The organism is Mycobacterium sp. NPDC050441, from assembly GCF_040655355.1.
In the GTDB taxonomy this organism is placed as follows: Bacteria; Actinomycetota; Actinomycetes; order Mycobacteriales; family Mycobacteriaceae; genus Mycobacterium.
In genome coordinates, this window is sequence record NZ_JBFAJS010000002.1 from 554248 (window position 1) to 577287 (window position 23040).

22 protein-coding genes are annotated in these 23040 nt (G+C 67.2%); 10 read left to right on the forward strand and 12 right to left on the reverse strand.

Annotated elements, in window-relative coordinates:
- Positions 1 to 141: 141 nt before the first annotated feature.
- Both AB0I14_RS07745 and AB0I14_RS07750 read left to right on the forward strand, forming a co-directional pair.
- A complete protein-coding gene (locus AB0I14_RS07745; RefSeq protein WP_358018300.1) occupies positions 142 to 1074 on the forward strand; it encodes a heme o synthase in 933 nt (310 codons plus the stop codon).
- A gap of 60 nt (positions 1075 to 1134) precedes the next feature.
- On the forward strand, positions 1135 to 2064 hold the full coding sequence (locus tag AB0I14_RS07750) for a DUF1214 domain-containing protein (protein WP_358019031.1): 930 nt from the start codon (positions 1135 to 1137) through the stop codon (positions 2062 to 2064).
- Here the strand turns inward: AB0I14_RS07750 and AB0I14_RS07755 are convergent.
- Positions 2061 to 3035 carry a quinone oxidoreductase gene (locus AB0I14_RS07755; RefSeq protein ID WP_358019034.1) on the reverse strand — a complete coding sequence of 325 codons (975 nt, stop codon included), beginning with the start codon at positions 3033 to 3035 and terminating at the stop codon, positions 2061 to 2063. The genes AB0I14_RS07750 and AB0I14_RS07755 overlap by 4 nt on opposite strands.
- Positions 3036 to 3067: 32 nt before the next feature.
- Here AB0I14_RS07755 and AB0I14_RS07760 point away from each other — a divergent pair, with 32 nt between their 5' ends.
- Positions 3068 to 4006 (forward strand): hypothetical protein, encoded by a 939-nt coding sequence (locus AB0I14_RS07760; protein WP_358018303.1) that lies wholly within the window; start codon positions 3068 to 3070, stop codon positions 4004 to 4006.
- A gap of 19 nt (positions 4007 to 4025) precedes the next feature.
- Here the strand turns inward: AB0I14_RS07760 and ugpC are convergent, their stop codons facing one another.
- The 6 genes from ugpC to AB0I14_RS07790 form a co-directional block, all read right to left on the reverse strand.
- Positions 4026 to 5090 carry a sn-glycerol-3-phosphate ABC transporter ATP-binding protein UgpC gene (gene ugpC / locus AB0I14_RS07765; protein ID WP_358018306.1) on the reverse strand — a complete coding sequence of 355 codons (1065 nt, stop codon included), beginning with the start codon at positions 5088 to 5090 and terminating at the stop codon, positions 4026 to 4028.
- Positions 5091 to 5108: 18 nt separating this feature from the next.
- Positions 5109 to 5924 (reverse strand): carbohydrate ABC transporter permease, encoded by an 816-nt coding sequence (locus tag AB0I14_RS07770; protein WP_358018309.1) that lies wholly within the window; start codon positions 5922 to 5924, stop codon positions 5109 to 5111.
- Positions 5921 to 6787 (reverse strand): sugar ABC transporter permease, encoded by an 867-nt coding sequence (locus AB0I14_RS07775; protein ID WP_358018312.1) that lies wholly within the window; start codon positions 6785 to 6787, stop codon positions 5921 to 5923. Before AB0I14_RS07775 ends, AB0I14_RS07770 begins: the two co-directional genes overlap by 4 nt.
- Positions 6788 to 6842: 55 nt before the next feature.
- Complete coding sequence (locus tag AB0I14_RS07780) at positions 6843 to 8144, reverse strand: sugar ABC transporter substrate-binding protein (protein WP_358018315.1); 1302 nt, start codon at positions 8142 to 8144, stop codon at positions 6843 to 6845.
- 62 nt (positions 8145 to 8206) lie between these two features.
- Positions 8207 to 8992, reverse strand: a complete 786-nt coding sequence (locus AB0I14_RS07785; RefSeq protein WP_358018318.1) for an SDR family NAD(P)-dependent oxidoreductase — start codon at positions 8990 to 8992, stop codon at positions 8207 to 8209.
- Positions 8989 to 10476 (reverse strand): FGGY family carbohydrate kinase, encoded by a 1488-nt coding sequence (locus AB0I14_RS07790; protein WP_358019037.1) that lies wholly within the window; start codon positions 10474 to 10476, stop codon positions 8989 to 8991. Before AB0I14_RS07790 ends, AB0I14_RS07785 begins: the two co-directional genes overlap by 4 nt.
- 191 nt (positions 10477 to 10667) lie before the next feature.
- Between AB0I14_RS07790 and AB0I14_RS07795 the strand changes: the two genes are divergently transcribed.
- Both AB0I14_RS07795 and AB0I14_RS07800 read left to right on the forward strand, forming a co-directional pair.
- Positions 10668 to 11483 (forward strand): BtpA/SgcQ family protein, encoded by an 816-nt coding sequence (locus tag AB0I14_RS07795; RefSeq protein ID WP_358018321.1) that lies wholly within the window; start codon positions 10668 to 10670, stop codon positions 11481 to 11483.
- Positions 11480 to 12217: an inositol monophosphatase family protein gene (locus tag AB0I14_RS07800; RefSeq protein ID WP_358018324.1), complete on the forward strand. Its 738-nt coding sequence runs from the start codon at positions 11480 to 11482 to the stop codon at positions 12215 to 12217. Before AB0I14_RS07795 ends, AB0I14_RS07800 begins: the two co-directional genes overlap by 4 nt.
- On the opposite strand, the gene AB0I14_RS07805 is transcribed toward AB0I14_RS07800, so the two are convergent.
- The 5 genes from AB0I14_RS07805 to mptB all read right to left on the reverse strand — a co-directional run bounded on the left by AB0I14_RS07805 (position 12200) and on the right by mptB (position 17510).
- Positions 12200 to 13003, reverse strand: a complete 804-nt coding sequence (locus tag AB0I14_RS07805) for a DeoR/GlpR family DNA-binding transcription regulator (protein WP_358018327.1) — start codon at positions 13001 to 13003, stop codon at positions 12200 to 12202. The two genes, AB0I14_RS07800 and AB0I14_RS07805, sit on opposite strands and share 18 nt — an antisense overlap.
- A gap of 89 nt (positions 13004 to 13092) precedes the next feature.
- Positions 13093 to 14046: a heme A synthase gene (locus tag AB0I14_RS07810; protein ID WP_358019040.1), complete on the reverse strand. Its 954-nt coding sequence runs from the start codon at positions 14044 to 14046 to the stop codon at positions 13093 to 13095.
- 79 nt (positions 14047 to 14125) lie between these two features.
- On the reverse strand, positions 14126 to 14908 hold the full coding sequence (locus AB0I14_RS07815; protein WP_358018329.1) for an ABC transporter permease: 783 nt from the start codon (positions 14906 to 14908) through the stop codon (positions 14126 to 14128).
- On the reverse strand, positions 14905 to 15837 hold the full coding sequence (locus tag AB0I14_RS07820; protein ID WP_358018332.1) for an ABC transporter ATP-binding protein: 933 nt from the start codon (positions 15835 to 15837) through the stop codon (positions 14905 to 14907). Before AB0I14_RS07820 ends, AB0I14_RS07815 begins: the two co-directional genes overlap by 4 nt.
- Positions 15834 to 17510, reverse strand: a complete 1677-nt coding sequence (mptB, locus tag AB0I14_RS07825) for a polyprenol phosphomannose-dependent alpha 1,6 mannosyltransferase MptB (RefSeq protein ID WP_358018335.1) — start codon at positions 17508 to 17510, stop codon at positions 15834 to 15836. Before mptB ends, AB0I14_RS07820 begins: the two co-directional genes overlap by 4 nt.
- A gap of 65 nt (positions 17511 to 17575) precedes the next feature.
- Between mptB and AB0I14_RS07830 the strand changes: the two genes are divergently transcribed.
- Genes AB0I14_RS07830 through AB0I14_RS07850 form a run of 5 tightly spaced genes read left to right on the forward strand, consistent with a single transcriptional unit; the run spans position 17576 to position 23040 of the window.
- Complete coding sequence (locus AB0I14_RS07830) at positions 17576 to 18391, forward strand: metalloregulator ArsR/SmtB family transcription factor (protein WP_358018338.1); 816 nt, start codon at positions 17576 to 17578, stop codon at positions 18389 to 18391.
- Positions 18388 to 19818, forward strand: a complete 1431-nt coding sequence (sufB, locus tag AB0I14_RS07835; RefSeq protein ID WP_358018341.1) for a Fe-S cluster assembly protein SufB — start codon at positions 18388 to 18390, stop codon at positions 19816 to 19818. Before AB0I14_RS07830 ends, sufB begins: the two co-directional genes overlap by 4 nt.
- Positions 19819 to 21006, forward strand: a complete 1188-nt coding sequence (sufD, locus tag AB0I14_RS07840) for a Fe-S cluster assembly protein SufD (RefSeq protein ID WP_358018344.1) — start codon at positions 19819 to 19821, stop codon at positions 21004 to 21006.
- Between the two features lie 2 nt (positions 21007 to 21008).
- Positions 21009 to 21782, forward strand: coding sequence for a Fe-S cluster assembly ATPase SufC (sufC, locus tag AB0I14_RS07845; protein WP_358018347.1), 774 nt, complete (start codon positions 21009 to 21011; stop codon positions 21780 to 21782).
- Between the two features lies 1 nt (position 21783).
- The gene (locus AB0I14_RS07850; RefSeq protein WP_358018350.1) at positions 21784 to 23040 is read left to right on the forward strand and encodes a cysteine desulfurase; all 1257 of its coding nucleotides are present in this window, start codon (positions 21784 to 21786) and stop codon (positions 23038 to 23040) included.

Genomic DNA, 23040 nt, shown 5'->3' on the forward strand with positions numbered 1-23040 from the left:
TGCAGACTGGTTCTCGCACCGATAGCCGCTCGTTTACCCGGTTGTTGCCCCGAACAGACCCTGCGGTGCTGAGGTGTGCGGGCGGCGGTCTACCATCGTGTGTAGTAGAAGCCGCGTGACGCCACCCGAGGAGTTATTTGCGTGAGCATTCGCGAGCGCCGGCTCATCCATGGGGCGCCGAGCCGAATACGATCCACCCTCTTGTCGTATTTGGCGTTGACCAAGCCACGTGTGATCGAGTTGTTGCTGGTCACCACCATTCCGGCCATGTTGCTGGCGGCCCGTGGGACCGTTGACCCACTCCTGATCCTGAACACGTTGGTGGGCGGCATGCTTGCCGCGGCCGGCGCCAACACGCTCAACTGTGTGGCCGACGCCGACATCGACAAGGTGATGAAGCGCACCGCTCGCCGACCGTTGGCGCAGGCCGCGGTCCCGACGCGGCACGCACTCATCTTCGGGCTGGTGCTGTCAGTGACCTCGTTCTGCTGGCTGACCTGGACGTCGAATCTGCTGTCCGGGGTGCTGGCGGTGGCCACGATCGCGTTCTACGTCTTCGTCTACACCTTGCTGCTCAAGCGCCGCACCTCGCAGAACGTGGTGTGGGGCGGGGCGGCCGGCTGCATGCCGGTGATGATCGGCTGGTCCGCGGTGACCGGCACTATCCAATGGCCGGCATTGGTGATGTTCCTGATCATCTTCTTCTGGACGCCGCCACACACCTGGGCGCTGGCGATGCGTTACAAGGATGACTACAAGGCAGCCGGGGTGCCGATGTTGCCCGCCGTGGCCACGGAGCGTCAGGTCACCCGTCAGATCCTGATCTACACCTGGTTGACAGTCCTCACCACGCTGGCGCTGGCGCTGGCTACCGGATGGCTGTACGGCGCTGTGGCGCTGCTTGCGGGCGCGTGGTTCCTGGTGATGGCGCACCAGCTGTACTCCGGGGTGAAGCGCGGCGAACCCGTCAAGCCGCTGCGGTTGTTCCTGCAGTCGAACAACTACCTGGCCGTGGTGTTCTGCGCGCTGGCGATCGACTCGGCGCTCGCGCTGCCGACGATCTTCGGTCACTAGGCCCGCGAACCGCTGCTGGCACTTCCTCGGTGTGGCAGCGTTGGGGCCATGACCGAATTGGTGAGCTCCGACAACTTCGCGCGAGCCGAATCCGACCTGTACTTCGCCAACATCGTCAACGACGGCGGCTTCGGGCAGTTCTTCCACAACCGTGAGATGAGCTCGATCGACCATCAGATCGTCATCCGGCAGAACCGCGACACCCTCTACTCCGCGGCGGTGTTCGATCTCGACGCCGGACCCGTCACCGTCACGCTGCCCGACGGCGGGGGCAGGTTCATGTCACTGCAGATCATCAGCGAGGACCACTACACCACCAACGTCGTCTACGCGCCGGCCGAGCTGACGTTCAGTCGCGACTCCGTGGACACCCGATATGCGGCCGCGGCGGTACGCATCCTGGCCGATCCCGCCGACACCGCAGATCTGGCCGCCGTGCACGCACTGCAGGACGCGATCGGCGTATCACAGGTCGAGCGGGGCTTCTTCGAGATCCCGCAGCGGGATCCGGTCAGCCAGAAGACGGTTCGGGACGCACTCATCACCCTGTCGACCACCCTTGCCGACACCAAATCAATGTTCGGGCCCAGGTATGCGGTGGAGCCCGTACGCCACCTGATCGGCTCGGCGTTCGCCTGGGGCGGCAATCCGGAACGTGACGCGCTGTATCTCACAGTGGTGCCACCGCGTAACGACGGCGCCACGGTGCACCGGCTGACCGTGAAAGACGTCCCGGTGGACGGATTCTGGTCGGTGACGGTCTACAACAAGGACGGCTATTTCACGCCGAACCCGCAGAACGCCTACTCGGTGAACAACGTCACCGCGGTCAAGGATCCCGACGGCGCGACCACGGTGCAGTTCGGTGGTACCGGTGCGGCCAACCTGTTGCCGGTCACCGAAGGCTGGAACTACCTCGTCCGGCTGTACCGGCCGAGACCGGAGATCCTCGACGGGTCGTGGACGTTCCCCGACGCGCAGCCGGTCTAGGGCACCAGCACGACCGAGCCGACGGTCTTGCGGCCCTGCAGGTCGGTGTGGGCCTGGGCCGCCTCGGCCAGCGGGTAGCGACCGCCGACGGTGATGGTGATCGACCCGTCCGCGATGGCGTTGATCAATTCGCCTGCACGCCAGGAGAATTCGTCGGGAGTGCGGGTGTGGTGGGTCAGCGTCGGCCGGGTCAGGAACACCGAGCCTGCCGCGTTGAGCCGTTGCGGGTCCACCGGGGGCACCGGACCGCTGGCCGCCCCGAACAGGGCCAGCGTGCCACGCACCGCGAGGCTGTCCAGGCTGGCGTCGAACGTCGTTGCGCCTACCCCGTCGTAGACAGCGGCGACGCCCGCCCCGCCGGTGAGGTCGCGGATCTTGTCCCCGAATTCGGTCGCATCCTCGGGGTACTCGAGCACCTCGATCGCGCCGGCCTGCCGCGACAACTCGGCCTTCTCCGGCGTCGAGGCCGTCGTGATCACGCGGGTGCCGATGCTGGTGGCCCACTGGGTGAGGATCAGGCCGACGCCGCCGGCCCCGGCATGCACCAGCACCGTGTCGCTCGGCTGGACAGGATAGGTGGACTTGATCAGGTAGTGCGCGGTCATGCCCTTCAGCAGTGCCGACGCGATCGCGTCGGGAGCCACACCGTCAGGCACGTAGGCGACGAAATCTGCTGGGGCGACGCAGAAGTCGGCGTAGGCGCCGGTCGCGTTGGCGGTGACCACGCGGTCACCGACGGCCAGTGCGGCGACATCGTCACCGACGGCGGCGACAGTGCCGCAGACTTCAGACCCGACGACGAACGGCAGGTCACGGGGATACAACCCGGACCGGAAGTAGGTGTCGATGAAGTTGACGCCGATGGCCTCGGCCTTGATCAGGACCTCGCCGGGGCCAGGGGAGGGCTCGGGCCGCTCGACGTAGCTCAGGACTTCGGGTCCGCCGGTCTCGGCAACTTCGATGGCATACACGCCATCCATCATCCACACCTATCATCGCGGGGGTGAAGCTCGCCCGTCCGGATGTGTTCCATCCCCGCATCGTGTTGGCCGGCTGCGCGGCACTGCCTGACGGGGACGGCGACGACGCCGGCCTGGTGAGGGCGCTGCGCAACCGCGGTCTGCATGCCCGCTGGCTGCCGTGGGACGACCCGGCCACGCTCGACGCCGATCTGGTGATCCTGCGGGCCACCTGGGACTACACCGAGCGTCTCGACGAGTTCCTGGCCTGGACCCGATCCGTGCCGCACGTGCTCAACTCGGCAGAGATCGTGGAGTGGAACGCGGACAAGCGCTACCTCGATGATCTGCACAGCATGGGGGTTCCGGTGGTTCCGACCGGATACTTCGCGGTCGGTGAACAGGTCATCGTGCCCGACGGTGAAGTGGTGGTGAAGCCCGCGGTGGGTGCCGGCTCGACTGGAGCGCAGCGCTTCGTCGACGCCTCCGAGGCCCTGGCCCACGCGGCGGCACTGCAGGCCAAGGGCCGTGCGGTACTGGTGCAGCCGTATGACCCGCGGATAGCCGACGGCGAGACTGCGCTGGTGTTCCTGGGCGGCGAGGAGTCCCACGCGTTCACCAAGGGGCCGATCCTGCCGCCGGCCGGACAATCACCCGAGTTCGAGGAGACCGGTACCTACGCGCAGGAGTCGCTGTCGCCGGCCGATCCTGACGACGAGGTGTGGCGGGTTGGTCGCCTGGCGATCGACGCGGTGATTCGCATGTTCGACCTTGAGCCGCAGGATCTTCTGTACGCGCGGGTCGACGTGATCGGCGGCCCGGAGGATCCCCGGCTGCTGGAACTCGAACTGGTGGAGCCGGGACTGGGTTTCCGCCAGCTCGATCGGATCGATCGGGAGGATGCCGAGCGGCGGTTCTCGGTCGGCGTGGAGGGCGCGCTGGAGCGCTTCGGGCTGGGCCCGCTGTCGCACCGCGGGTTCTGAGCCCCGGCAGGCGCGGGTGTCAGTCCTCGATCCGCAGTCCGGTGGCCACGTCGAAGCGGTGCACAGCGCGGGCCGAGAGCCGTACGGTGGCGCCCGGCGTGATGTCGCTCAAGGACGCGGCCTCAACCACGCTTGTGACCTGCTGATCGGCGGCGCGCACCGTGACAATGGCACGCGGCCCGAGTAGTTCCACGAGTTCCACCGAGGCGAGGCCGTCATTGGTGCCCTTGCCGGTGTGCGGAGTGAGGATGACGTCGTCGGGGCGCATCCCGATCGTCACCGCCCCGGCGTCCGGCCCGCCGACCGTGATGCGCACCCCGGAGGAGGTGCGCAGCTCGCCGCCGCTGACCGCGCCGTCGATCAGGTTCATCTTCGGGCTGCCGACGAAGGTGGCGACGAAGGTGTCGGCCGGGTGCCGGTAGACCTCCTCGGGCGGGCCGGCCTGGGCGATGCGCCCGTCGCGCATCACCACGATGCGGTCCGACAGCGTCATCGCCTCTTCCTGGTCGTGGGTCACGTACAGCGCGGTGATGCCCAGCTTGCGCTGCAGCCGCAGCAGTTCGGTGCGGGTCTCCACCCGCAGCTTGGCGTCGAGGTTGCTCAGCGGCTCGTCGAACAGGAACACCGCGGGTTCACGGATGATGGCCCGGCCGATCGCGACGCGCTGCTGCTGCCCGCCGGACAGATCCTTGGGCTTGCGCTCGACCAGCTTGCCCAGGCCGAGTGACTCGGCGATCTCATCGGCCCGCCGCAACGCCTCGGCGCGCGCAATCCGCTTGGCCCGCAACGGGAAGGCGATGTTCTCCCGAACCGTCAGGTGCGGGTAGAGGGCGTAGTTCTGGAACACCATGGCGATATCGCGTTCCTTGGGTTCCAAGGCCGTCACATCCCGGTCGCCGATATGAATGCTGCCGGAAGTGATCTCTTCCAACCCGGCCAGCATCCGCAACGACGTGGTCTTACCGCAGCCGGACGGGCCGACCAGTACCGTCATGCTGCCGTCGGCCAGCTCCAGGTCGAGATCGGAGACCACAGTCGTTGTCCCGTAGGACTTTCCGACCTTGGAAAACTTCACCGCTGCCATATCCGAATCCTTGCTTGTCTAGTACTTGACCGCGCCGCCGCTGATCCCCTGGACCAAGCGTCGCTGGATGAAGAAGCTGGCGATCACCACCGGGACGATCGCGATCATGATCGCGGCGCTCATGGTGCCGATCTGCACACCGCGGAAGGTGTTGAAGTTCGCGATGGCCACCGGCAGGATCGCCGCGTTGCCGGGTGCCAGGATCAGCCCGTAGAACAGGTCGTTCCACGACAGAGTGAACCCGAAGATGCCCGCGGCGCCGATACCCGGATACACCTGCGGCAGCACCACCATCCGGAAAGCCTGCCAGCGGGTGAACCCGTCGACCCGGGCCTGTTCCTCCAATGAGGCGGGAACGGCCTCGAAGAAGCCGATCAGAAACCAGGTGACCAGCGGCAGCACGAAGGACAGATGCGCGAAGATCACCGGCGCCAGGGTGTCGGTCAACCGCAGCGCATGCGCCATGGTCAGGAACGGGAACACCATCACCGCAGGCGGAACCACCTGGGCGGCGAGCATGCCGAACCGGGTCAATGATCCGCCGGCCCGGTACTTGGCGATGACGTAGGCGCCCATGCTGCCGACCACCAGGCTGATCGACACCGTGATGATGCCGACCAGCGCGCTGCGGCCGGCGGCGGCGAAGACACCGGAATCCAGCACGTTCTGCCAGTTGGCCAGGCTGGGAGCGAAGGCGAGCAGGAACGGCTCCGACATCTGTTCGGGCGTCTTGAAACTCGCCAGCGCCACCCAGAGGATGGGGAACAGGACGAACACGAACGCCGCGGTGAGCACGGCGAGACGCAGGATCTCCAGCCCGCGGGGTCGGGTCATCGGACGGTCCTTTCCGAGGCCCGGCTGCGTTCCATGGTGCGGAACGCCAGCACGATCACCACCAGCACCACCGCCAGCACGATGAAGGCCATGGCGCTGGCCTGCGCGAGCCGGAAGAACTGGATGCCTTCGAGATACATGTAGTACTGCAGGGTTTGGGTCTCGGTGCCCGGGCCGCCGCGGGTGGTGGCGTAGACGTATTCGAAGACCCGCAGGGCGTCCAGGCCCCGCAGCAGCACCGCCACGGTGAGTACCGGGGCGAGCATCGGGATCAGTACCCGGCGCAGCCGGTAGACCGGCCCGGCGCCGTCGACCCGGGCGGCCTCCATGGGTTGCTTGGGCATCGACTCCAAGCCGGCCAGGATCAGCAGCACCATGAACGGTGTCCACTGCCAGACGTCGATGAACGCCAGGGTCAGCAGGGCCCGGCCGGCGCCGAAGAAGTCGTAGTCGGCCCCTACCGCGTGCAGCAGCGCCGGTACCGCGCCGATCTGGTCGTTGAGCAGGAACCGGAAGATCAGCCCGACCGCGATCGGGGTGATGAACATCGGGGCCAGCACGATGGCCCGGGACAGGTCCTTGGCCCAGCGCTGCTGATGCAGCGCCAGTGCCAGGGCGAAACCGATCACCAGTTCGGCGGTCACCGCGATCACCACGTAGATCGCGGTGGTGGCGAAGGCCTCCCAGAACGACGAGTTCGTCAGGGCGTCGGTGAAATTCTGCGCGCCGACGAAACCGGGTTGTTTGCGGTCGGTCAGCTTGTAGTTGGTCAGCGACAGGTAGGCCGCGTAGCAGAGCGGGAATCCGACGGCCACAGCGAACAGGGCGAGCAGCGGCATGAGCATGCCGTACTTGAACTTCATCGGTGTCGCCCTCGTCGCCCCGCGGTTACGGATGTGGCCGCCGGATTCCCTACGGTCACTTCTGGATCCGCTCCGCAGCTGCCTGGGCATCGCGCAGTGCGTCGGCGACGCTCTTGTTGCCCGCGGCGGCGTCGTTGAGCTCGGTGCCGACCGCCTGGATCATTTCCTCGCCGCCCTTGCCCTTGGTCAAGGGTGCGGCGTTGGCCAGGATCTCACCGACGGTCTTGTAGTAGTCGGCGCCGTACCCGTCGGCCAGAACCTTCGGGTTGGTCAGCGAGCTCTGCCGGATCACGGCCCCGCCGTCGGCGACCCGCTGCGCATCGACCTCGGGTGAGGTCACCCAGGAGGCGAATGCCCATGCGGCGTCGGCCGCGCTGGAGTTGGCCGGGATGGCCCAGCTCCACAGGCCCAGTGCCGATTTGCCGCCAGGGATGGGGGCAAGGGCGAACTGGCCGGCACGTTGCGCCGAAGCCCCGGCGGGGTCGTTGAGTGCGGGCAGGTTCCAGTTGTAGCCGATCATCGAGGCGGCCTTGCCACTGGACACCGAGCGGAAGGCCTCGTCGAATCCCCAGGACAGGCTGTTGGCCGGGGCCGCGGTGCGGTAGGTCTCGATGTAGGCGTCCAGTGCCCGGGCGGCCTGCTCGGTGTTCAGTGTGGGCTTGCCGTCCTCGCCGTAGATCGATCCGCCTGCGGCGAACAGCCAGTTGGCCCACTCCTCGAAGATCTTGTAGCCGCGCTGGGGCTGCATCGCGATGCCTGCCCGATCCGTGGTCTTGAGCTTTTGCGACGTCGAGACAAGGGCATCCAGATCGGTGGGGACGGTCACGCCGGCCGTTTTGAGATCACCGGTGTTGTAGATGTAGCCGAGTGCGTAGTTGTAGAACGGCACCCCGTAGGTGGTGCCCTCGACGTCGGTGATGGCCTTCAGCGACGGGAAGAAGTCATCGGGCTGATATCCGGTGGTGGAGGCGATCCGGTCGTTGAGCGGCTCCAGGAACCCGGCCGCGGCGAAGTCGTCCATCCACGGGTTGTCCACGACGATCAGGTCGTAGGCGGGCTCGGAAGCCTGGAACGAGGACACCAGACGGTCGCGCATCTGGTCGAAGGTCATGGTCTCGATCTGGACCTTGATGTCGGGGTACTTCTGGTTGAACTGTCCGACAAGGTTTTTCACGACGTCGGTGTCCGGCACGTTTTCCATCAGCACCCGCACGGTGGCGCTGGTGTCGGTCGGCACATCACCGATTCCGGATGAGCTCTGCTCGCCGGAGCCGCCGCTGCCGGCGCAGCCGGCCAGGGTCAGACCGGCGGCCGCGATCACCGCGGGCAACCACCGGCTCAACGTCGGAATTTTCATAGGTTCTCACTTTCCCTTGTCCGGGTGGGGTGGATCGAGTCGCTGTCGGGGACGGGTTCGGCTCAATCCATGTAGGCACCGCCGTTGACGGACAGTGCTTCTCCGGTGATGAACCGGGCATCCTCGGAGACCAGGAACGCCACCGCGCGGGCGACGTCGTCGGGGGTCTGCAGCCGACCCAGAGGGGTGGCGTCGATCCAGGCCTGGCGAACTCCCTCGGGGGTGGACCCGCTGAGGCCGGCCTCCCATTCCAGTTCCCGGGTCTGCATGGGGGTGGCGACGAAACCCGGGCACACGCTGTTGACCGTGATGCCATGGGCCGCAAGCTCATAGGCCATGGCCTGGGTGAGTCCGAGCACACCGAACTTGGAAGCCACGTAGTCCGACAGGAACGGCACCCCGCCCTGTTTGGCCGCCATCGATGCGGTGTTGACGATGGTTCCGCGCACGTTGGTGCGGATCATCGCGCGGGCCGCGGCCTGGCCGCACAGGAACACGCCCTTGAGGTTGATGTCGAGGCTGCGGTCGAGCTGCTCGGTGGAAACATCGACAAAACTGGCCATCGCCGAGATGCCGGCGTTGCTGACCCACGCGTGCAGCCCCGTGCGGTCGGCCACATCGTCGGCCAGGCGGGCGGCCGCGGCGGCGTCGGTGACGTCGAGTCGGGCCGCCTCATGCCCGGTGCCGGCCAGCCCGTCGCGGGTCTGCTCGGCGGCGGCCGCGTCGATATCGGTGACGGTCACGCGCCAGCCGCGCTGGGCCAGGGTGGTGGCGATCGCCCGGCCGATGCCGGAACCGGCGCCGGTGACCACGACGGTCTGGGTGGGGGTGTTGTTTTCGGCGGTCATGACCGGGCCTTTCGGGCGATGCGGTGGGACACGGGGGTGAGCACGTCGCCGAGCTCGCGCCATTGGGCATAAGCCTCGGCGTAGCGGTCGACGTGTTTCGGGTTGGGCACGACGGGTTCTCCGACGGTCTGGAACGCTGCGGTGCTGTCCCAGTCTTCGAGCAGGCCGGTGCCGACGGCGGCGATCACCGCGGCGCCCAGGGAGGCGCCGGGATGGCCGACGATCGGTGACAGCGGGGTGCCGAGCACGTCGGCGAGAATCTGCTTCCACAGCACCGATCGGCTGCCGCCATTGGTGACCAGGGCGCGTCGCAGCGGCACCCCCATCGAGGCGAAGATCTCGGTGTGGTGTTTGAAGCCGTAGGCGATGGCCTCCAGGACCGAGCGGTACATGTCCGCGCGATTGTGGGCCAGGTCGAGCCCGACGAACGCGCCGCGCAGATCGGGATCGTGCAGTGGGCTCTTCTCGCCGAGAAAGTACGGCAGACAGAGGACTTCGGCGGGCTTGCGGGCATCGGCCTCGTCGTCGAGGGCGACCAGGTCGAGGCCGCCGGACAGGGTCTGGAACCAGCGGATCAGGCTGCCGCTGGTGGCCATGCAACCGTTGGGCAGCCAGCGGCCCGGGACCGGGTGGGCGTCGAGGTAGAGGCGGGCGTCGATCACCGGTTGATCGGCAGCGGCCAGGATGTCCCCGGCGCCACCGAGTTTCACCAGCCAGTCACCTTCGGCATTGATCCCGGCGGCGTACGCCGAGAGCACGTGGTCGGCGCCACCGACGATCAACGGCAACCCCGCGGGCAAGCCGGTGGCGGCCGTGGCGGCTGCGCTGAGTTCGCCGGCCTGGGTACCGGGGGAGAGCACGGTCGGCACCAGTTCGGGCGCCAGGCCGGCCGCGGCGTACATCGGCTCGAAGCGCTGTCCGTCGACGGTGCCCAGCCCGGATTCGATGGCCCAGTTCAGCTCGACGTGCGCGGGTGCGCCCAGCGCCATCAGCACCCAGTCGTAGGAGCCGACCAGGTGGGTGGTGGCGCGCCAGGTTTCGGGCTCATGCCGCTGAAGCCAGAGCGCGGTCGGTCCCACGGACTGCTGGGTCACCGCCGAACCGGTCGCGCGCAGCACGGCGTCCTCGTCGAGAGCGTCCTTGAGTTCGGCGATCTCCGCGGTGGCCCGGGCATCGTTCTGCAGCATCGCGCGGCGCAGCGGTGCGCCCTGGCTGTCCACCGGGACCACGGCCGGGACCATGCCGGTGGTCGACAGCGCACCGATCTGCCCGGGGGCAACTCCGGATTCGGCCAGCACGGCGCGGATGCCGGCATGCACGTTATCCAGCCACTGCGCCGGATCTGCCTCGGCCTGCCCCGGTCCGCCGGAATACAGCTGGGCCTCGCCGGTGGCCTGGGCGACAATGCGTGCGTGGCCGATATCGACGAGCACGGTCTTGGTGCCCGTGGTGCCGATGTCGATGCCGATCGTGAACTCCGGCATGCCGTCCTTTCCCATAGATAACCGCGAGATGTGCACTGCGTGGCCGCGGTGGAACTACCCTACTGACACTGTTAGATTCTCACAAGATATGTGGGATAGTCACGGCAGCTCACGCGAATCTGTACGATGACTGTGATTTAGTAACAGGTGTTCTACCGAAGTATGGCGAAGACGAAGTGGAGATGCGCCCCATGACCAACTGGCTTGACGAGGTATTTGCGGTACGGAAGCCCGTGATCGCGATGCTGCACCTGTCGGCGCTGCCGGGCGATCCTGGATTCGATTCGGCTGCAGGCATTGGTGCAGTGGTCGACCGGGCCCGCGGCGAGCTGGCCGAGCTACAGGAGGGCGGCGTCGACGGAGTGATGATCTCCAACGAGTTCAGCCTCCCGTACCTCACCAAGACCGAGCCGATCACCGCGATCACCATGGCCCGGATCATCGGCGAGCTGCTGCCCGACTTCACCGTGCCGTATGGCGTGAACGTGCTGTGGGACGGACGGGCCTCGATCGATCTGGCCGTAGCCACCGGCGCCCAGTGGGTCCGCGAGATCTTCACCGGCGTCTACGCCAGCGATTTCGGCCTGTGGAACACCAATGTCGGCGAGGTTGCCCGGCACCGCCACCGGATCGGCGGCAGCGGGGTCAAGCTGCTGTTCAACATCGTCCCGGAATCGGCGGTCTACCTGGCCGACCGCGATCTCGCCTCGGTCGCTGCCACCACGGTGTTCGCCACCAATCCCGACGGCATCTGTGTGTCCGGGCTGACCGCGGGCGCCCCCACGGATTCGCAGGCGCTGCAGGTGGTCAAGAACAATGCCGGCGCCGTGCCGGTGTTCGTCAACACCGGCGTGCGCGCCCACAATGCGGCCGAGCAGCTTTCGGTCGCCGACGGCGCGATCGTCGGCACCTACTTCAAGGAGGGCGGGGTGTTCGAGAATCGCGCCGTGGCCTCCCGGGTCAGCGAATTGATGAACGTGGTCAAGGAATTTCGTAAGACCCTATGAACGAACAGCTGCGCGTGCTGGCCGTGGCGGCCGCTCGGACCGGGGCCGAGGTATGCCTGCGGCGATGGGGCGAACCGCTGGAGGTGGCGACCAAGAGCGCGGCCGGCGACGTGGTGACCACCGTGGACCGGGCTGCCGAGGAGGCGGTTCGCGCGGTGCTGTTGCGGGCCAGACCCGACGACGGTGTGCTCGGCGAGGAGCTGGCTGAGCACACCGGCGTCGGTGCCGTGCAATGGGTAGTCGACCCGCTCGACGGCACCACCAACTACACCCGGCGTATCCCGTACTTCGCCACCTCGGTGGCGGCCCGTTCGTTGGCCGACGGCAGCTGGCTGGCCGGTGCGATATCCGCACCCGCCCTGGGCATGACCTGGAGTGCGGCCAAACATCTTGGAGCACAGTTAGTCTCAGGATCGGATGAGATGCGACTGCCGCTGGCGATGATGGAATCCTCGGCCCGGCTGGTGGGCACCGGGCTGTCCTACGATCCCGGTCACCGCCGCAGGCAACTGCGCGAACTCGGTGCCCTGATGACCGGCTACACCGATATGCGCAGATTCGGCGCGGCAGCGGTCGACTTGTGCCTGGTGGCCCAGGGCAGCCTCGACGCCTTCGTCGAGGACGATCTCGCGGTGCACGATTGGGCGGCCGGCGCACTGATCGCCGAGGAGGCCGGAGCCCGGGTGTCCCGGGCCGAAGGCCGCGACACCGTGGTGTCAGCGCGCTGGCGTTGACCGCTCACTGCTGACGCAGACCACCGAGACGCCGGCCGAGCGCAGTGCCTCGACCGCGGGATGGGTCGGCAGTCCATCGGTGACCAGAATCGAAATGGCCGATACCGGTGCGACATTGATCAGCTGTACCCGGCCCAGCTTGGTGGCGTCGGCGGCCACGATCACCCGGTCCGCCGCCCGCATGGCGGCCTGCTTCACATTGCCTTCCTCGCGGTGGTACTCCGAGGCGCCGCGCTTGCCGTCCACCCCGGCGATCCCCATGACATAGGTGTCGCAGTTGTAGCGCAGGTAGAAGTCCTCGGCCTCGGCGCCGATCAGGCTCAGCTCACCGGGGCGCACCTTGCCGCCGGTCAGCAGGATCGTGGTGTCCGGTTCGTCGGCGAGTTCGACGGCGACCAGCACGCTGGGTGTGATCACCGTCAGGCCCAGATCCCGGCCCTTGATGGCCCGGGCCACGGCCAGCACGGTGCTGCCGCTGTCCAGGATCACGGTTTCGCGTGGGGTCAGCAGGTCGGCGACCGCGCGGGCGATGTGCAGCTTCTCGTCGGCGGCGTCGGCGGCCCGGGCGGCGAAGGACGGTTCGGTCGACTTCCCGCCGAACGCGATCGCGCCGCCCAGAACCCGGCGGGCGATGCCCTGATCCTCCAGCCGCTCGATGTCGCGGCGGATGGTCATCGCCGAGACGTCGAACTCGTCGGCCAGGGTGGTGAAGTCGACCTCGCGATCGGTGTGGATCCGCGCGGCGATCGCTGCCCGCCGGGCGTGGGCGTTCAAGCCTGGTGCCATGGGTACAGCGTAGGGGAAGGCTGTGAATTAATAACAGCAATCACAGACCTCGGTGTGGCTGCCCGCGTCGGCTGTGATACTCCAACAGCTCAGCGATCGGCGTCGGCAGCGCCGTCAGCTCCGTCGGCCAACGGCGTCACCCGGTCGCGCATCGATGCCCACAGTGCCGCGGTGGCCGCAGTACAGGTGGCCGCACCGGCGACGTGAACTGCGACCAGGACGGCGGGAACCCCGGTGTAGAACTGCACGATCCCGACGAGCCCCTGCGCGCACACCAACGCGACGAGGACGGTCAGCCGGACCATGACGGGGCGCGGGGCGCGTACCGCGGCGAGGCCGAATCCCAGTGCGACGATCAGGGCCAGGTAGGCGACCAGCAGCGACGAATGCATGTGTACGAGCATGGTGATCTCGACCTGCAGGCGCGGCACCACGCGGTCGAGGCTCTTGTCCCCGGCGTGCGGACCGGCGCCGGTCACGAGCGTGCCCGTCGCCAGGACCGCGGCCAGGATGACGGCGCTCAGGACGGTCAACTGCCGCAACGGTTTCGGCACAGTGGTCGTGGGGGTGCCGGTGTCGGGTTGGCCGATCTTGACGAACAGCAGCACCGCGAGCCACACCATCACCATGGACGCGAGCAGGTGGATCGCCACGGTCCACCACAGCAGGCCGGTCCGCACCGTGATGCCGCCGATGATGGCCTGGACCACGGTGGAGGCGGGCATCAGCCACGCGTAGATCAGCACTTCGCGGCGTCGGCGGGCCCGGGTCACGGCCAGGACCGCCGCGATGGCGGTGAGTACCACCAGGAAGGTGATCATCCGGTTGCCGAACTCGACCACCTGATGCACGACGGCGACCTCGGCGTGCGGGACGGGAGTGAAGCTGCCGGGGAAGCACTGCGGCCAGGTGGGGCAGCCGAGGCCGGACGCGGTGACCCGGACGATCGCTCCGGTGACGGAGATTCCGCCCTGGGTGAGGATCACCAGAAACGCGATCAGGCGCTGGACCCGCAGGCTCGGCTTGGGCAGCACATCGACCAGTCGTTGGAAAGCTGTTCCGCCGGGCACGGCCTGATCGTAGTTGATCAGGAACTACAGCCCGTAGTAGGGCCGGTCTGGATCAGGTGAACCGGAACCAGCGCAGGGCGCAGATCGCGGCGACGGCACCCCACACCACCAGTACGGCCACGCCGAACCAGTCCATCGACAGCGTCATCGCCTGGGTCAGGGATTCGGTGAGGGCCCCGGAAGGGGTCAACCGGGCGGCCCAGCGCAGGGCCGACGGCACCGGGCCGCCTTCCAGGGTCAGCGCGCCCAGGCCCGCGAACACGAACCACAGCAGGTTCGCCAATGCCAGCACGATCTCGGCCTTGAGGGTGCCGCCGAGCAGCAGCCCCAATGCGGCGAACGTGGCGGTACCCAGCGCGATGATCACCGCACCCAGCGCCAGACCCAGCGGCGACGGCCGCCAACCCAGCGCAAAACCTATGGCGCCCAGCAAGATTGCCTGTAAGAACACGACGGTCACCACCGCCAGGGACTTGCCGGCGATGATTCCCCACACTGGAAGCGCGGTGGCGCCAAGGCGTTTCAGCGCGCCGTAGCGGCGGTCGAAGGCCACGGCGATGGCCTGCCCGGTGAATGCCGTGGAGATCAGGGCCAAGGCCATGATCGCCGGAGTGAAGGTTCCCGCCCGATCGTCGCCGAACGAGCCCAACGGCAGCAGCGTCATCCCGACCAGCAACGTGATCGGGATGAACATGGTCAGCAGAAGCTGCTCGCCGTTGCGCAGCAGCAACTTCAGCTCCAGCCCGTACTGTGCGGACAGCATGGCCGGCACCTTGGCCGGGCGGGGATCGGGGGAGAAGGTGCCCGGGGCGAATCGGTTCGGAGCGCTCGTCATGACCGCAGCTCCCGTCCTGTGAGGTCGAGGAATACATCTTCGAGGCTGCGCTGCTCCACCCGCATACCGGTGGCCAGCACGTTGAGCCGGGCGCACCACGCCGTCACGGTGGCCAGCACCTGCGGGTCGATGTGCCCCTCGACCAGGTACTCGCCGGGTGCCGTCTCGGTGGCTTTGTAGTTCTCCGGCAGCGCCGCGGCCAGTAGGGACAGGTCGAGCTTGCGTGGCGCACTGAAACGCAACTGGTTCTCGGCTCCGCTGTGGGTCAGCTCGGCGGGTGTGCCGGTGGCTACCGCGACGCCGTGATCGATGATCACGATCCGGTCGGCCAGTTCTTCGGCCTCGGCCAGGTGATGTGTGGTCAGCACGACCGTCACACCGTCGCGGCGCAGTGCATCGATCAACTCCCACACCACAATTCGGGCGTGGGCATCCATCCCGGCGGTCGGCTCGTCGAGGAATACCAACTCGGGGCGACCCACCACGGCGCAGGCCAGCGCCAGGCGTTGTTGCTGGCCGCCCGACAGTCGCCGGTAAGTCGTGCGGGCGGATTCGGTCAGGCCGAGGGTGTCCATCAGCCAGGCCGGATCGAGCGGGTCGGCAGCATAGGAGGCGACCAGATTGAGCATCTCGTCGGCCCGGGCCGCGGGGTAGCCGCCGCCGCCCTGCAGCATCACGCCGATCCGCTCGCGCACCTGCGCGTTGTCGGCAACGGGATTCAACCCGAGGATTTCGACACGGCCGTCGTCGGGGCGGATGAATCCCTCGCACATTTCGACGGTGGTGGTCTTGCCTGCGCCGTTCGGGCCGAGCAGGGCCAGTACCTCGGCCCGCTGCACATCGAGGTCCAGGTTGGCGACCGCTGTCGTCGATCCGTAGCGCTTACTGACGCCGCGGAGCAGCACAGGTTGATCAGAACGCGAGGTCACGGGGATTCAGCGTAGGCGTCGGGTGATTGCGTGGGTGTCGGCGGTGGGCCTGTATCCGGTTCGCGTGACGCACGCCACGGCAGTCGGCGCCACGTCAGCCCGATCAGGATCAGCACGATCAACGCGCTCGCCAGGGTGGCCATCACGATCTGGAACAAGGTGAACCGGTCGCCGTTGGCCGTTGGGCCGAAGATCCCGACAACCAGCGTGATGGCGATCGTGGACCCGCGGAACCCGGGTCGGGTGGCCCACGCGGCCAGCGGGATCACCGCCCACAGCAGGTACCACGGTTGCACCACCGGAAACAGCAGGATGGTGCCGCCCAGGGCGACGCCCAGTCCGCCGACGGGGTGCAACCGGCCGCGCATCACGGCCAACAGCAGCCAGCTGACCAGGATCGCGATCAGGAAGACGCCGATGGCGCGGGTGAGCGCGAGCACCGCGGTGGTGTGGTCACCGAGCCCCAGCAGGATGCCGACCTGGCCGGTGCCCAGCGCCAGCAGGGTCGGCGGTGACATCCAGCTGCGCACCACGTTGGCGGTGCCGAGGGTGGACAACCAACCGAAGCCCAGGCCGCTGGCCCAGCCGATCACGCCCATCACCGCCAGCGAGATCACGCCGAGTGGGACGCTCGCCACGAAGAACGCCTTGATCGTGCCGCCCAGGCGCCAGGCCAGTGCCATCCCGACGAATCCGAGTGCGAGCAGGGACGGCAGCTTGACCTGGGAGGACAGCGTGATGAGCACCGTGCCGATCAGCAGCATCCCCGCGGGGTACCAGTGGTCCCAGTCCTCGCGTGAGTGTGGCCAGGTCAGTGGCCGGGGGATGAGCGGCGCTGCGGCGTCGATGCCGCGCAGCGCGAACTCGGTACCCGCCAGCATCAGGCCGAGCATCAGTGCCTCGTTGTGGATCCCGGCCACCAGGTGCATGAAAAGCAGCGGATTACATGCGCCGAGCCACAGTGCGCTGACCTCTGCGACGCCGCAACGGCGGGCCAGCCGGGGCGTGGCCCACACGATGAGCCCGACGCCGAGCAGCACCACGGCGCGGTGACACAGCACTGCGGCGACGATGTTCTCGCCGGTCAGTGCGGAGATGCTCTCGCCGATCCACAGGAACAGCGGGCCGTATGGCGCCGGTGTCTCGCGCCACAGACTGGGCACCGACAGCGTGAACACATGATCGAGGCCGAGGCCGGTCGCCGGGCCGACCTGATAAGGGTTGAGGCCGATGTAGCCGATCTCACTCTGGGCCAGGTACGAGTAGACGTCCTTGCTGTACATCGGCGGTGCGACCAGCAGCGGGATGGCCCACAGCAGCAGCGTCCGGTCCAGCTGGCTGCGCGACATCCGGCGGGGTCCGAGGACGAATCGCCCGAGCATGAGCCAGGCCAGCGCCATCATCACTGCCCCGGTCGTGGTCATGGTCAGTGACACGGTCTGGATGCGCGACGGCAGGTTGAGCAGCCGCACCCCGAAGGTCGGGTCCTGCACGACGGGGCGGGCTCCCGCACCGAGGGCGCCTATCGCCATCAGTACGGTTCCGGTGGCCCCGAAAAGCCGGGTACGACGTTGTGCGACAACCTCGGCGGCGTTGAGTGGGGACCAGACAGCCCGTTCGTCGCCGTGCCACCGGGCGATCGATGTGCTGAAGGTCGACAGGCGGCTTGCCATCAGGGCAGCGTAACCGTCGGCCGAGGCGGTCTTCGCCCGGCAACGGTGGCCCAGGTCACGTAAGGGTGCCCTTGCTAGAACCGGGAGTGGAATTCCGTCACAATGGTGTTGTGAAAATAGGTCGGACGACTGTGGGCTCTGCTTCGGCTGGTGTGCCGAAGCCGGTCAACGATGTCGTGCCGGCATCCGACGGGCACACCCGGAGCTCGATCATTCACCTGTTGCTCGAGGGTCCCATCACTGCGGGGCAGATCGGTGACAGGCTGGGTATCTCGGCGGCCGGCGTACGGCGACACCTCGATGCCCTGATCGAAGCCGGGGACGCGCAGGCCAGTGCCGCCGCGGCGTGGCAGCACAACGGCCGGGGCCGCCCGGCCAAGCGTTACCGGTTGACGGCCGCGGGCCGGGCCAAGCTCGGCCACACCTATGACGACCTCGCCGTCGCCGCGATTCGGCAACTGCGTGAGATCGGCGGCAAGGATGCCGTGCGCACGTTCGCGCGACGCCGGATGGACACCATTCTGGCCGGCGTCACCGAGGGGCCCGGCGGAGTCGCCGACACCGCCGAACGAGTTGCGGACGCGTTGACCCGGGCCGGGTATGCCACCACGACGAATCCGGTGGACGGCCCGATTCACGGGGTGCAGATCTGCCAGCATCACTGTCCGGTATCGCACGTCGCCGAGGAGTTCCCGGAGTTGTGCGAGACGGAGAGCGAGGCGTTCGCCGAGATCCTGGGCACCCACGTGCAGCGCCTGGCCACCATCGTCAACGGTGACTGCGCCTGCACCACCCACGTACCACTCGATGCGGACGGCCCAGCCCGGACGACCGCAGCGACAAGCCAATCGACAGCGAGCAAACAAGGAGCGGCGACATGACCATCACGCCCGAAACGCCATTGACCCAGGAAGAGACCATCGCGTCGCTGGGCAACTACGGCTACGGCTGGTCGGACTCCGACGTCGCCGGCGCAAGCGCGCAGCGCGGCCTGTCCGAAGCCGTCGTGCGTGACATCTCGGCCAAGAAGAACGAGCCGGAGTGGATGCTGGAGTCCCGGCTGCGGGCGCTGCGGACCTTCGACAAGAAGCCCATGCCGAACTGGGGTTCCAACCTCGAAGGCATCGACTTCGAGAACATCAAGTACTTCGTGCGCTCCAGCGAGAAGCAGGCGGCGTCCTGGGAGGAACTGCCCGAGGACATCAAGAACACCTACGACCGCCTCGGCATCCCGGAGGCCGAGAAGCAGCGGCTGGTGGCAGGCGTTGCCGCGCAGTACGAGTCCGAGGTGGTCTACCACTCGATCCGTGAGGACCTTGAGGCCCAGGGCGTCATCTTCTTGGACACCGACTCCGGCCTGCGTGAGCAACCCGAGCTGTTCAAGCAGTACTTCGGCACCGTGATCCCGGCCGGTGACAACAAGTTCTCCGCCCTCAACACCGCGGTGTGGTCGGGTGGCTCGTTCATCTACGTGCCCCCGGGCGTGCACGTCGACATTCCGCTGCAGGCCTACTTCCGGATCAACACCGAGAACATGGGCCAGTTCGAGCGGACGCTGATCATCGCCGACGAGGGCTCCTACGTGCACTACGTCGAGGGTTGTACCGCGCCGATCTACAAGTCGGATTCGCTGCACTCGGCCGTGGTCGAGATCGTCGTCAAGCCCGGTGCCCGGGTGCGCTACACCACGATCCAGAACTGGTCGAACAACGTCTACAACCTGGTCACCAAGCGTGCGCGTGCCGAGGCCGGCGCCACGATGGAGTGGATCGACGGCAATATCGGCTCCAAGGTCACCATGAAGTACCCGGCGGTCTGGATGACCGGTGAGCACGCCAAGGGCGAGGTGCTCTCGGTGGCGTTCGCCGGCGAGGGCCAGCACCAGGACACCGGCGCCAAGATGCTGCACCTGGCACCGCACACGTCGAGCAACATCGTGTCCAAGTCGGTGGCCCGCGGCGGAGGCCGCGCGTCCTACCGTGGCCTGGTCCAGGTCAACAAGGGTGCGCACGGCAGCAAGTCCAGCGTGAAATGCGATGCGCTGCTGGTCGATACGATCAGCCGCTCGGATACGTACCCGTACGTCGACATCCGTGAGGACGACGTCACGATGGGCCATGAGGCCACCGTGTCCAAGGTCAGCGAAGATCAGCTGTTCTACCTGATGAGCCGCGGCATGAGCGAGGACGAGGCAATGGCGATGGTGGTGCGCGGCTTCGTCGAGCCCATCGCCAAGGAACTGCCCATGGAATACGCGCTTGAGCTGAACCGGCTCATCGAGCTGCAGATGGAAGGCGCGGTCGGTTAAGTGACACAGAATCTCACCCAAGCGGTCGAGGGCATTGTGACGAACAAGGGCGAGCTTTTCGCGTCGTTCGATGTCAACGCCTTCGAGGTCCCCGGCGGTCGCGACGAGCTGTGGCGGTTCACCCCGCTCAAGCGGCTTCGCGGCCTGCACGACGGCTCCGCGGTAGCCAATGGCAAGGCCGGCATCACCGTGACCGAGCGGCCGGGCGTGACGGTGGAGACCGTCGGCCGGGACGACAAGCGGCTCGGCGAGGGCGGTGTGCCCACCGATCGCGTTGCGGCCCAGGCTTTCTCGTCCTTCGAGACGGCGACCGTGGTCACCGTCAAGCGTGACACCGAGGTCGCCGAGCCGATCGAGATCGTGGTCGACGGACCCGGTGTCGACACCGTGGGCTACGGCCACTTGCAGATTCGGGTCGAGGAACTGTCCCGGGCCATCGTCGTGGTCGATCTGCGCGGCAGCGGAACCTACGCCGACAACGTCGAGATCATCGTCGGCGATGCGGCCGGCCTCGGCGTCATCTGGATCGCCGACTGGGCCGACGACATGGTGCATGTCAGCGCCCATCACGCCAAGCTCGGCAAGGACGCGGTGTTCGGACACGTCAACGTCACCCTCGGTGGCGATGTCGTGCGCACCTCGGCCACCGTCCGGTTCACCGGACCCGGCGGTGACGCCAAGATGCTCGGCACCTACTTCGCCGACGACGGTCAGTTCTTCGAGTCGCGGTTGCTCGTCGACCACGCTCAGCCGCACTGCAAGTCGGACGTCCTGTACAAGGGCGCGTTGCAGGGTGATCCGGATTCCAACAAGCCCGACGCGCACACGGTGTGGATCGGCGACGTGTTGATCCGGGCCGAGGCCACCGGTACCGACACCTTCGAGGTGAACCGCAACCTGGTGCTCACCGATGGTGCCCGCGCCGATTCGGTACCCAACCTCGAGATCGAGACCGGCGAGATCGTCGGCGCCGGGCACGCCAGTGCCACCGGTCGTTTCGATGACGAGCAGTTGTTCTACCTGCGCGCCCGCGGCATCCCCGAGGATCAGGCCCGACGCCTCGTCGTGCGCGGATTCTTCAACGAGATCATCGCCAAGATCGCTGTCCCCGAGGTGCGTGAGCGCCTGACCGCAGCAATCGAGCAAGAACTGCAAAAGAACGATCCGAACGAATCGAGAACTTCGTAGTCATGACCACTCTGGAAATCAAGGACCTGCACGTCTCGGTGAACGCCGCCGAAGGCGCTGAGAACACCGAGATCCCGATCCTCAAGGGTGTCGATCTCACCGTGAAGTCGGGGGAGACGCACGCGGTGATGGGCCCCAACGGCTCCGGGAAGTCGACGCTGTCCTATGCGATCGCCGGCCACCCCAAGTACACCGTCACCTCCGGTTCGATCACCCTCGACGGGCAGGACGTCCTCGAGATGAGCATCGACGAGCGGGCGCGCGCGGGTCTCTTCCTGGCCATGCAGTACCCGGTCGAGGTGCCCGGCGTGTCGATGTCGAACTTCCTGCGCACCGCGGCCACCGCGGTCCGCGGCGAGGCTCCGAAGCTGCGCCACTGGGTCAAGGAAGTCAAGGCCGCGATGGACGATCTGGACATCGACCCGGCGTTCGGTGAGCGAAGCGTCAACGAGGGATTCTCCGGTGGCGAGAAGAAGCGCCATGAGATCCTGCAGCTCGGGCTGCTCAAGCCGAAGATCGCGATCCTCGACGAGACCGACTCGGGCCTGGACGTCGATGCGCTGCGCATCGTGAGCGAGGGCGTCAACCGCTACGCCGAGGCCGAGCACGGCGGCGTCCTGCTGATCACGCACTACACCCGCATCCTGCGCTACATCCGTCCGCAGTTCGTGCACGTGTTCGTCGGCGGCCGCATCGTGGAATCGGGCGGGCCGGAACTCGCCGACGAGCTCGAAGAGAACGGATACGTGCGCTTCACCCAAGCTGTCGGGGCCTGACATGACGACCTCGGCGACGACGTTGGACCAAGCCGGGTTGGCCAGGATCAGGGCTGATTTCCCGATTCTGAGCCGGGTCATGCGCGGTGGAAAGCAGTTGGCGTACCTGGATTCCGGGGCGACGTCGCAGAAGCCGCTTCAGGTTCTCGACGCCGAACGGGAGTTCCTCACCACTTCCAACGGTGCGGTGCACCGCGGTGCACACCAGCTGATGGAAGAGGCCACCGACGCCTACGAGCAGGGCCGTGCGGACATCGCCGTGTTCGTCGGTGCCGAGCCCGACGAGTTGGTGTTCACCAAGAACGCCACCGAGTCGCTGAACCTGGTGTCGTATGTGCTGGGGGACAAGCGCTTCGACCGTGTGGTCGGCCCGGGTGACGTCATCGTCACCACCGAGCTGGAACACCACGCGAACCTGATTCCGTGGCAGGAGTTGGCTCAGCGGACCGGTGCGACGCTTCGGTGGTATGGCGTGACCGAGGACGGCCGCATCGACCTGGACTCGCTGCAGCTCGACGAGCGGGTGAAAGTGGTGGCCTTCAGCCATCATTCGAACGTCACGGGTGCGGTCGCGCCGGTGGCCGAGCTGGTGTCGCGGGCCAAGGCTGTTGGTGCGCTCACTGTGCTGGATGCCTGCCAGTCGGTGCCGCATCAGCCGGTTGATTTGCACGCGCTCGATGTCGATTTCGCGGCGTTCTCCGGTCACAAGATGCTGGGGCCCACCGGGATCGGCGTGCTGTACGGCCGGCGGGACCTGCTGAATGCGATGCCGCCCTTCATCACCGGCGGGTCCATGATCGAGACCGTCACGATGGAGCAGACCACCTACGCGCCGGCCCCGCAGCGGTTTGAGGCCGGCACGCCGATGACCTCGCAGGTTGTCGGATTGGCTGCTGCCGCACGGTATTTGACTGCGATCGGGATGGACGCGGTCGAGGCGCATGAGGCCGAGTTGGTCGCGGCTGCGCTGGAAGGGTTGTCCGGAATTCCGCAGGTGCGGATCATCGGGCCGCAATCGATCGAACATCGCGGATCGCCGGTCAGTTTCGTCGTCGACGGGATCCACGCCCACGACGTCGGGCAGGTGCTCGACGACGAGGGCGTCGCGGTCCGCGTCGGACACCATTGCGCCTGGCCGCTGCATCGCCGCTTCGGGATCGCCGCCACCGCTCGGGCGTCGTTCGCGGTGTACAACACGCTCGACGAGGTGGACCGACTGGTGGCCGGCATCAAACGCGCCGTGGAGTTCTTCGCGTGA

Excerpts from the sequence above, each read along its gene's own strand:
- ugpC (WP_358018306.1), bottom strand. The coding sequence starts at position 5,090 with ATGGCAGCGGTGAAGTTTTCCAAGGTCGGAAAGTCCTACGGGACAACG.
- AB0I14_RS07770 (WP_358018309.1), bottom strand. The coding sequence starts at position 5,924 with ATGACCCGACCCCGCGGGCTGGAGATCCTGCGTCTCGCCGTGCTCACC.
- AB0I14_RS07775 (WP_358018312.1), bottom strand. The coding sequence starts at position 6,787 with ATGAAGTTCAAGTACGGCATGCTCATGCCGCTGCTCGCCCTGTTCGCT.
- AB0I14_RS07780 (WP_358018315.1), bottom strand. The coding sequence starts at position 8,144 with ATGAAAATTCCGACGTTGAGCCGGTGGTTGCCCGCGGTGATCGCGGCC.
- AB0I14_RS07785 (WP_358018318.1), bottom strand. The coding sequence starts at position 8,992 with ATGACCGCCGAAAACAACACCCCCACCCAGACCGTCGTGGTCACCGGC.
- AB0I14_RS07790 (WP_358019037.1), bottom strand. The coding sequence starts at position 10,476 with ATGCCGGAGTTCACGATCGGCATCGACATCGGCACCACGGGCACCAAG.
- AB0I14_RS07795 (WP_358018321.1), top strand. The coding sequence starts at position 10,668 with ATGACCAACTGGCTTGACGAGGTATTTGCGGTACGGAAGCCCGTGATC.
- AB0I14_RS07800 (WP_358018324.1), top strand. The coding sequence starts at position 11,480 with ATGAACGAACAGCTGCGCGTGCTGGCCGTGGCGGCCGCTCGGACCGGG.
- AB0I14_RS07805 (WP_358018327.1), bottom strand. The coding sequence starts at position 13,003 with ATGGCACCAGGCTTGAACGCCCACGCCCGGCGGGCAGCGATCGCCGCG.
- AB0I14_RS07815 (WP_358018329.1), bottom strand. The coding sequence starts at position 14,908 with ATGACGAGCGCTCCGAACCGATTCGCCCCGGGCACCTTCTCCCCCGAT.
- mptB (WP_358018335.1), bottom strand. The coding sequence starts at position 17,510 with ATGGCAAGCCGCCTGTCGACCTTCAGCACATCGATCGCCCGGTGGCAC.
- sufB (WP_358018341.1), top strand. The coding sequence starts at position 18,388 with ATGACCATCACGCCCGAAACGCCATTGACCCAGGAAGAGACCATCGCG.
- sufC (WP_358018347.1), top strand. The coding sequence starts at position 21,009 with ATGACCACTCTGGAAATCAAGGACCTGCACGTCTCGGTGAACGCCGCC.
- AB0I14_RS07850 (WP_358018350.1), top strand. The coding sequence starts at position 21,784 with ATGACGACCTCGGCGACGACGTTGGACCAAGCCGGGTTGGCCAGGATC.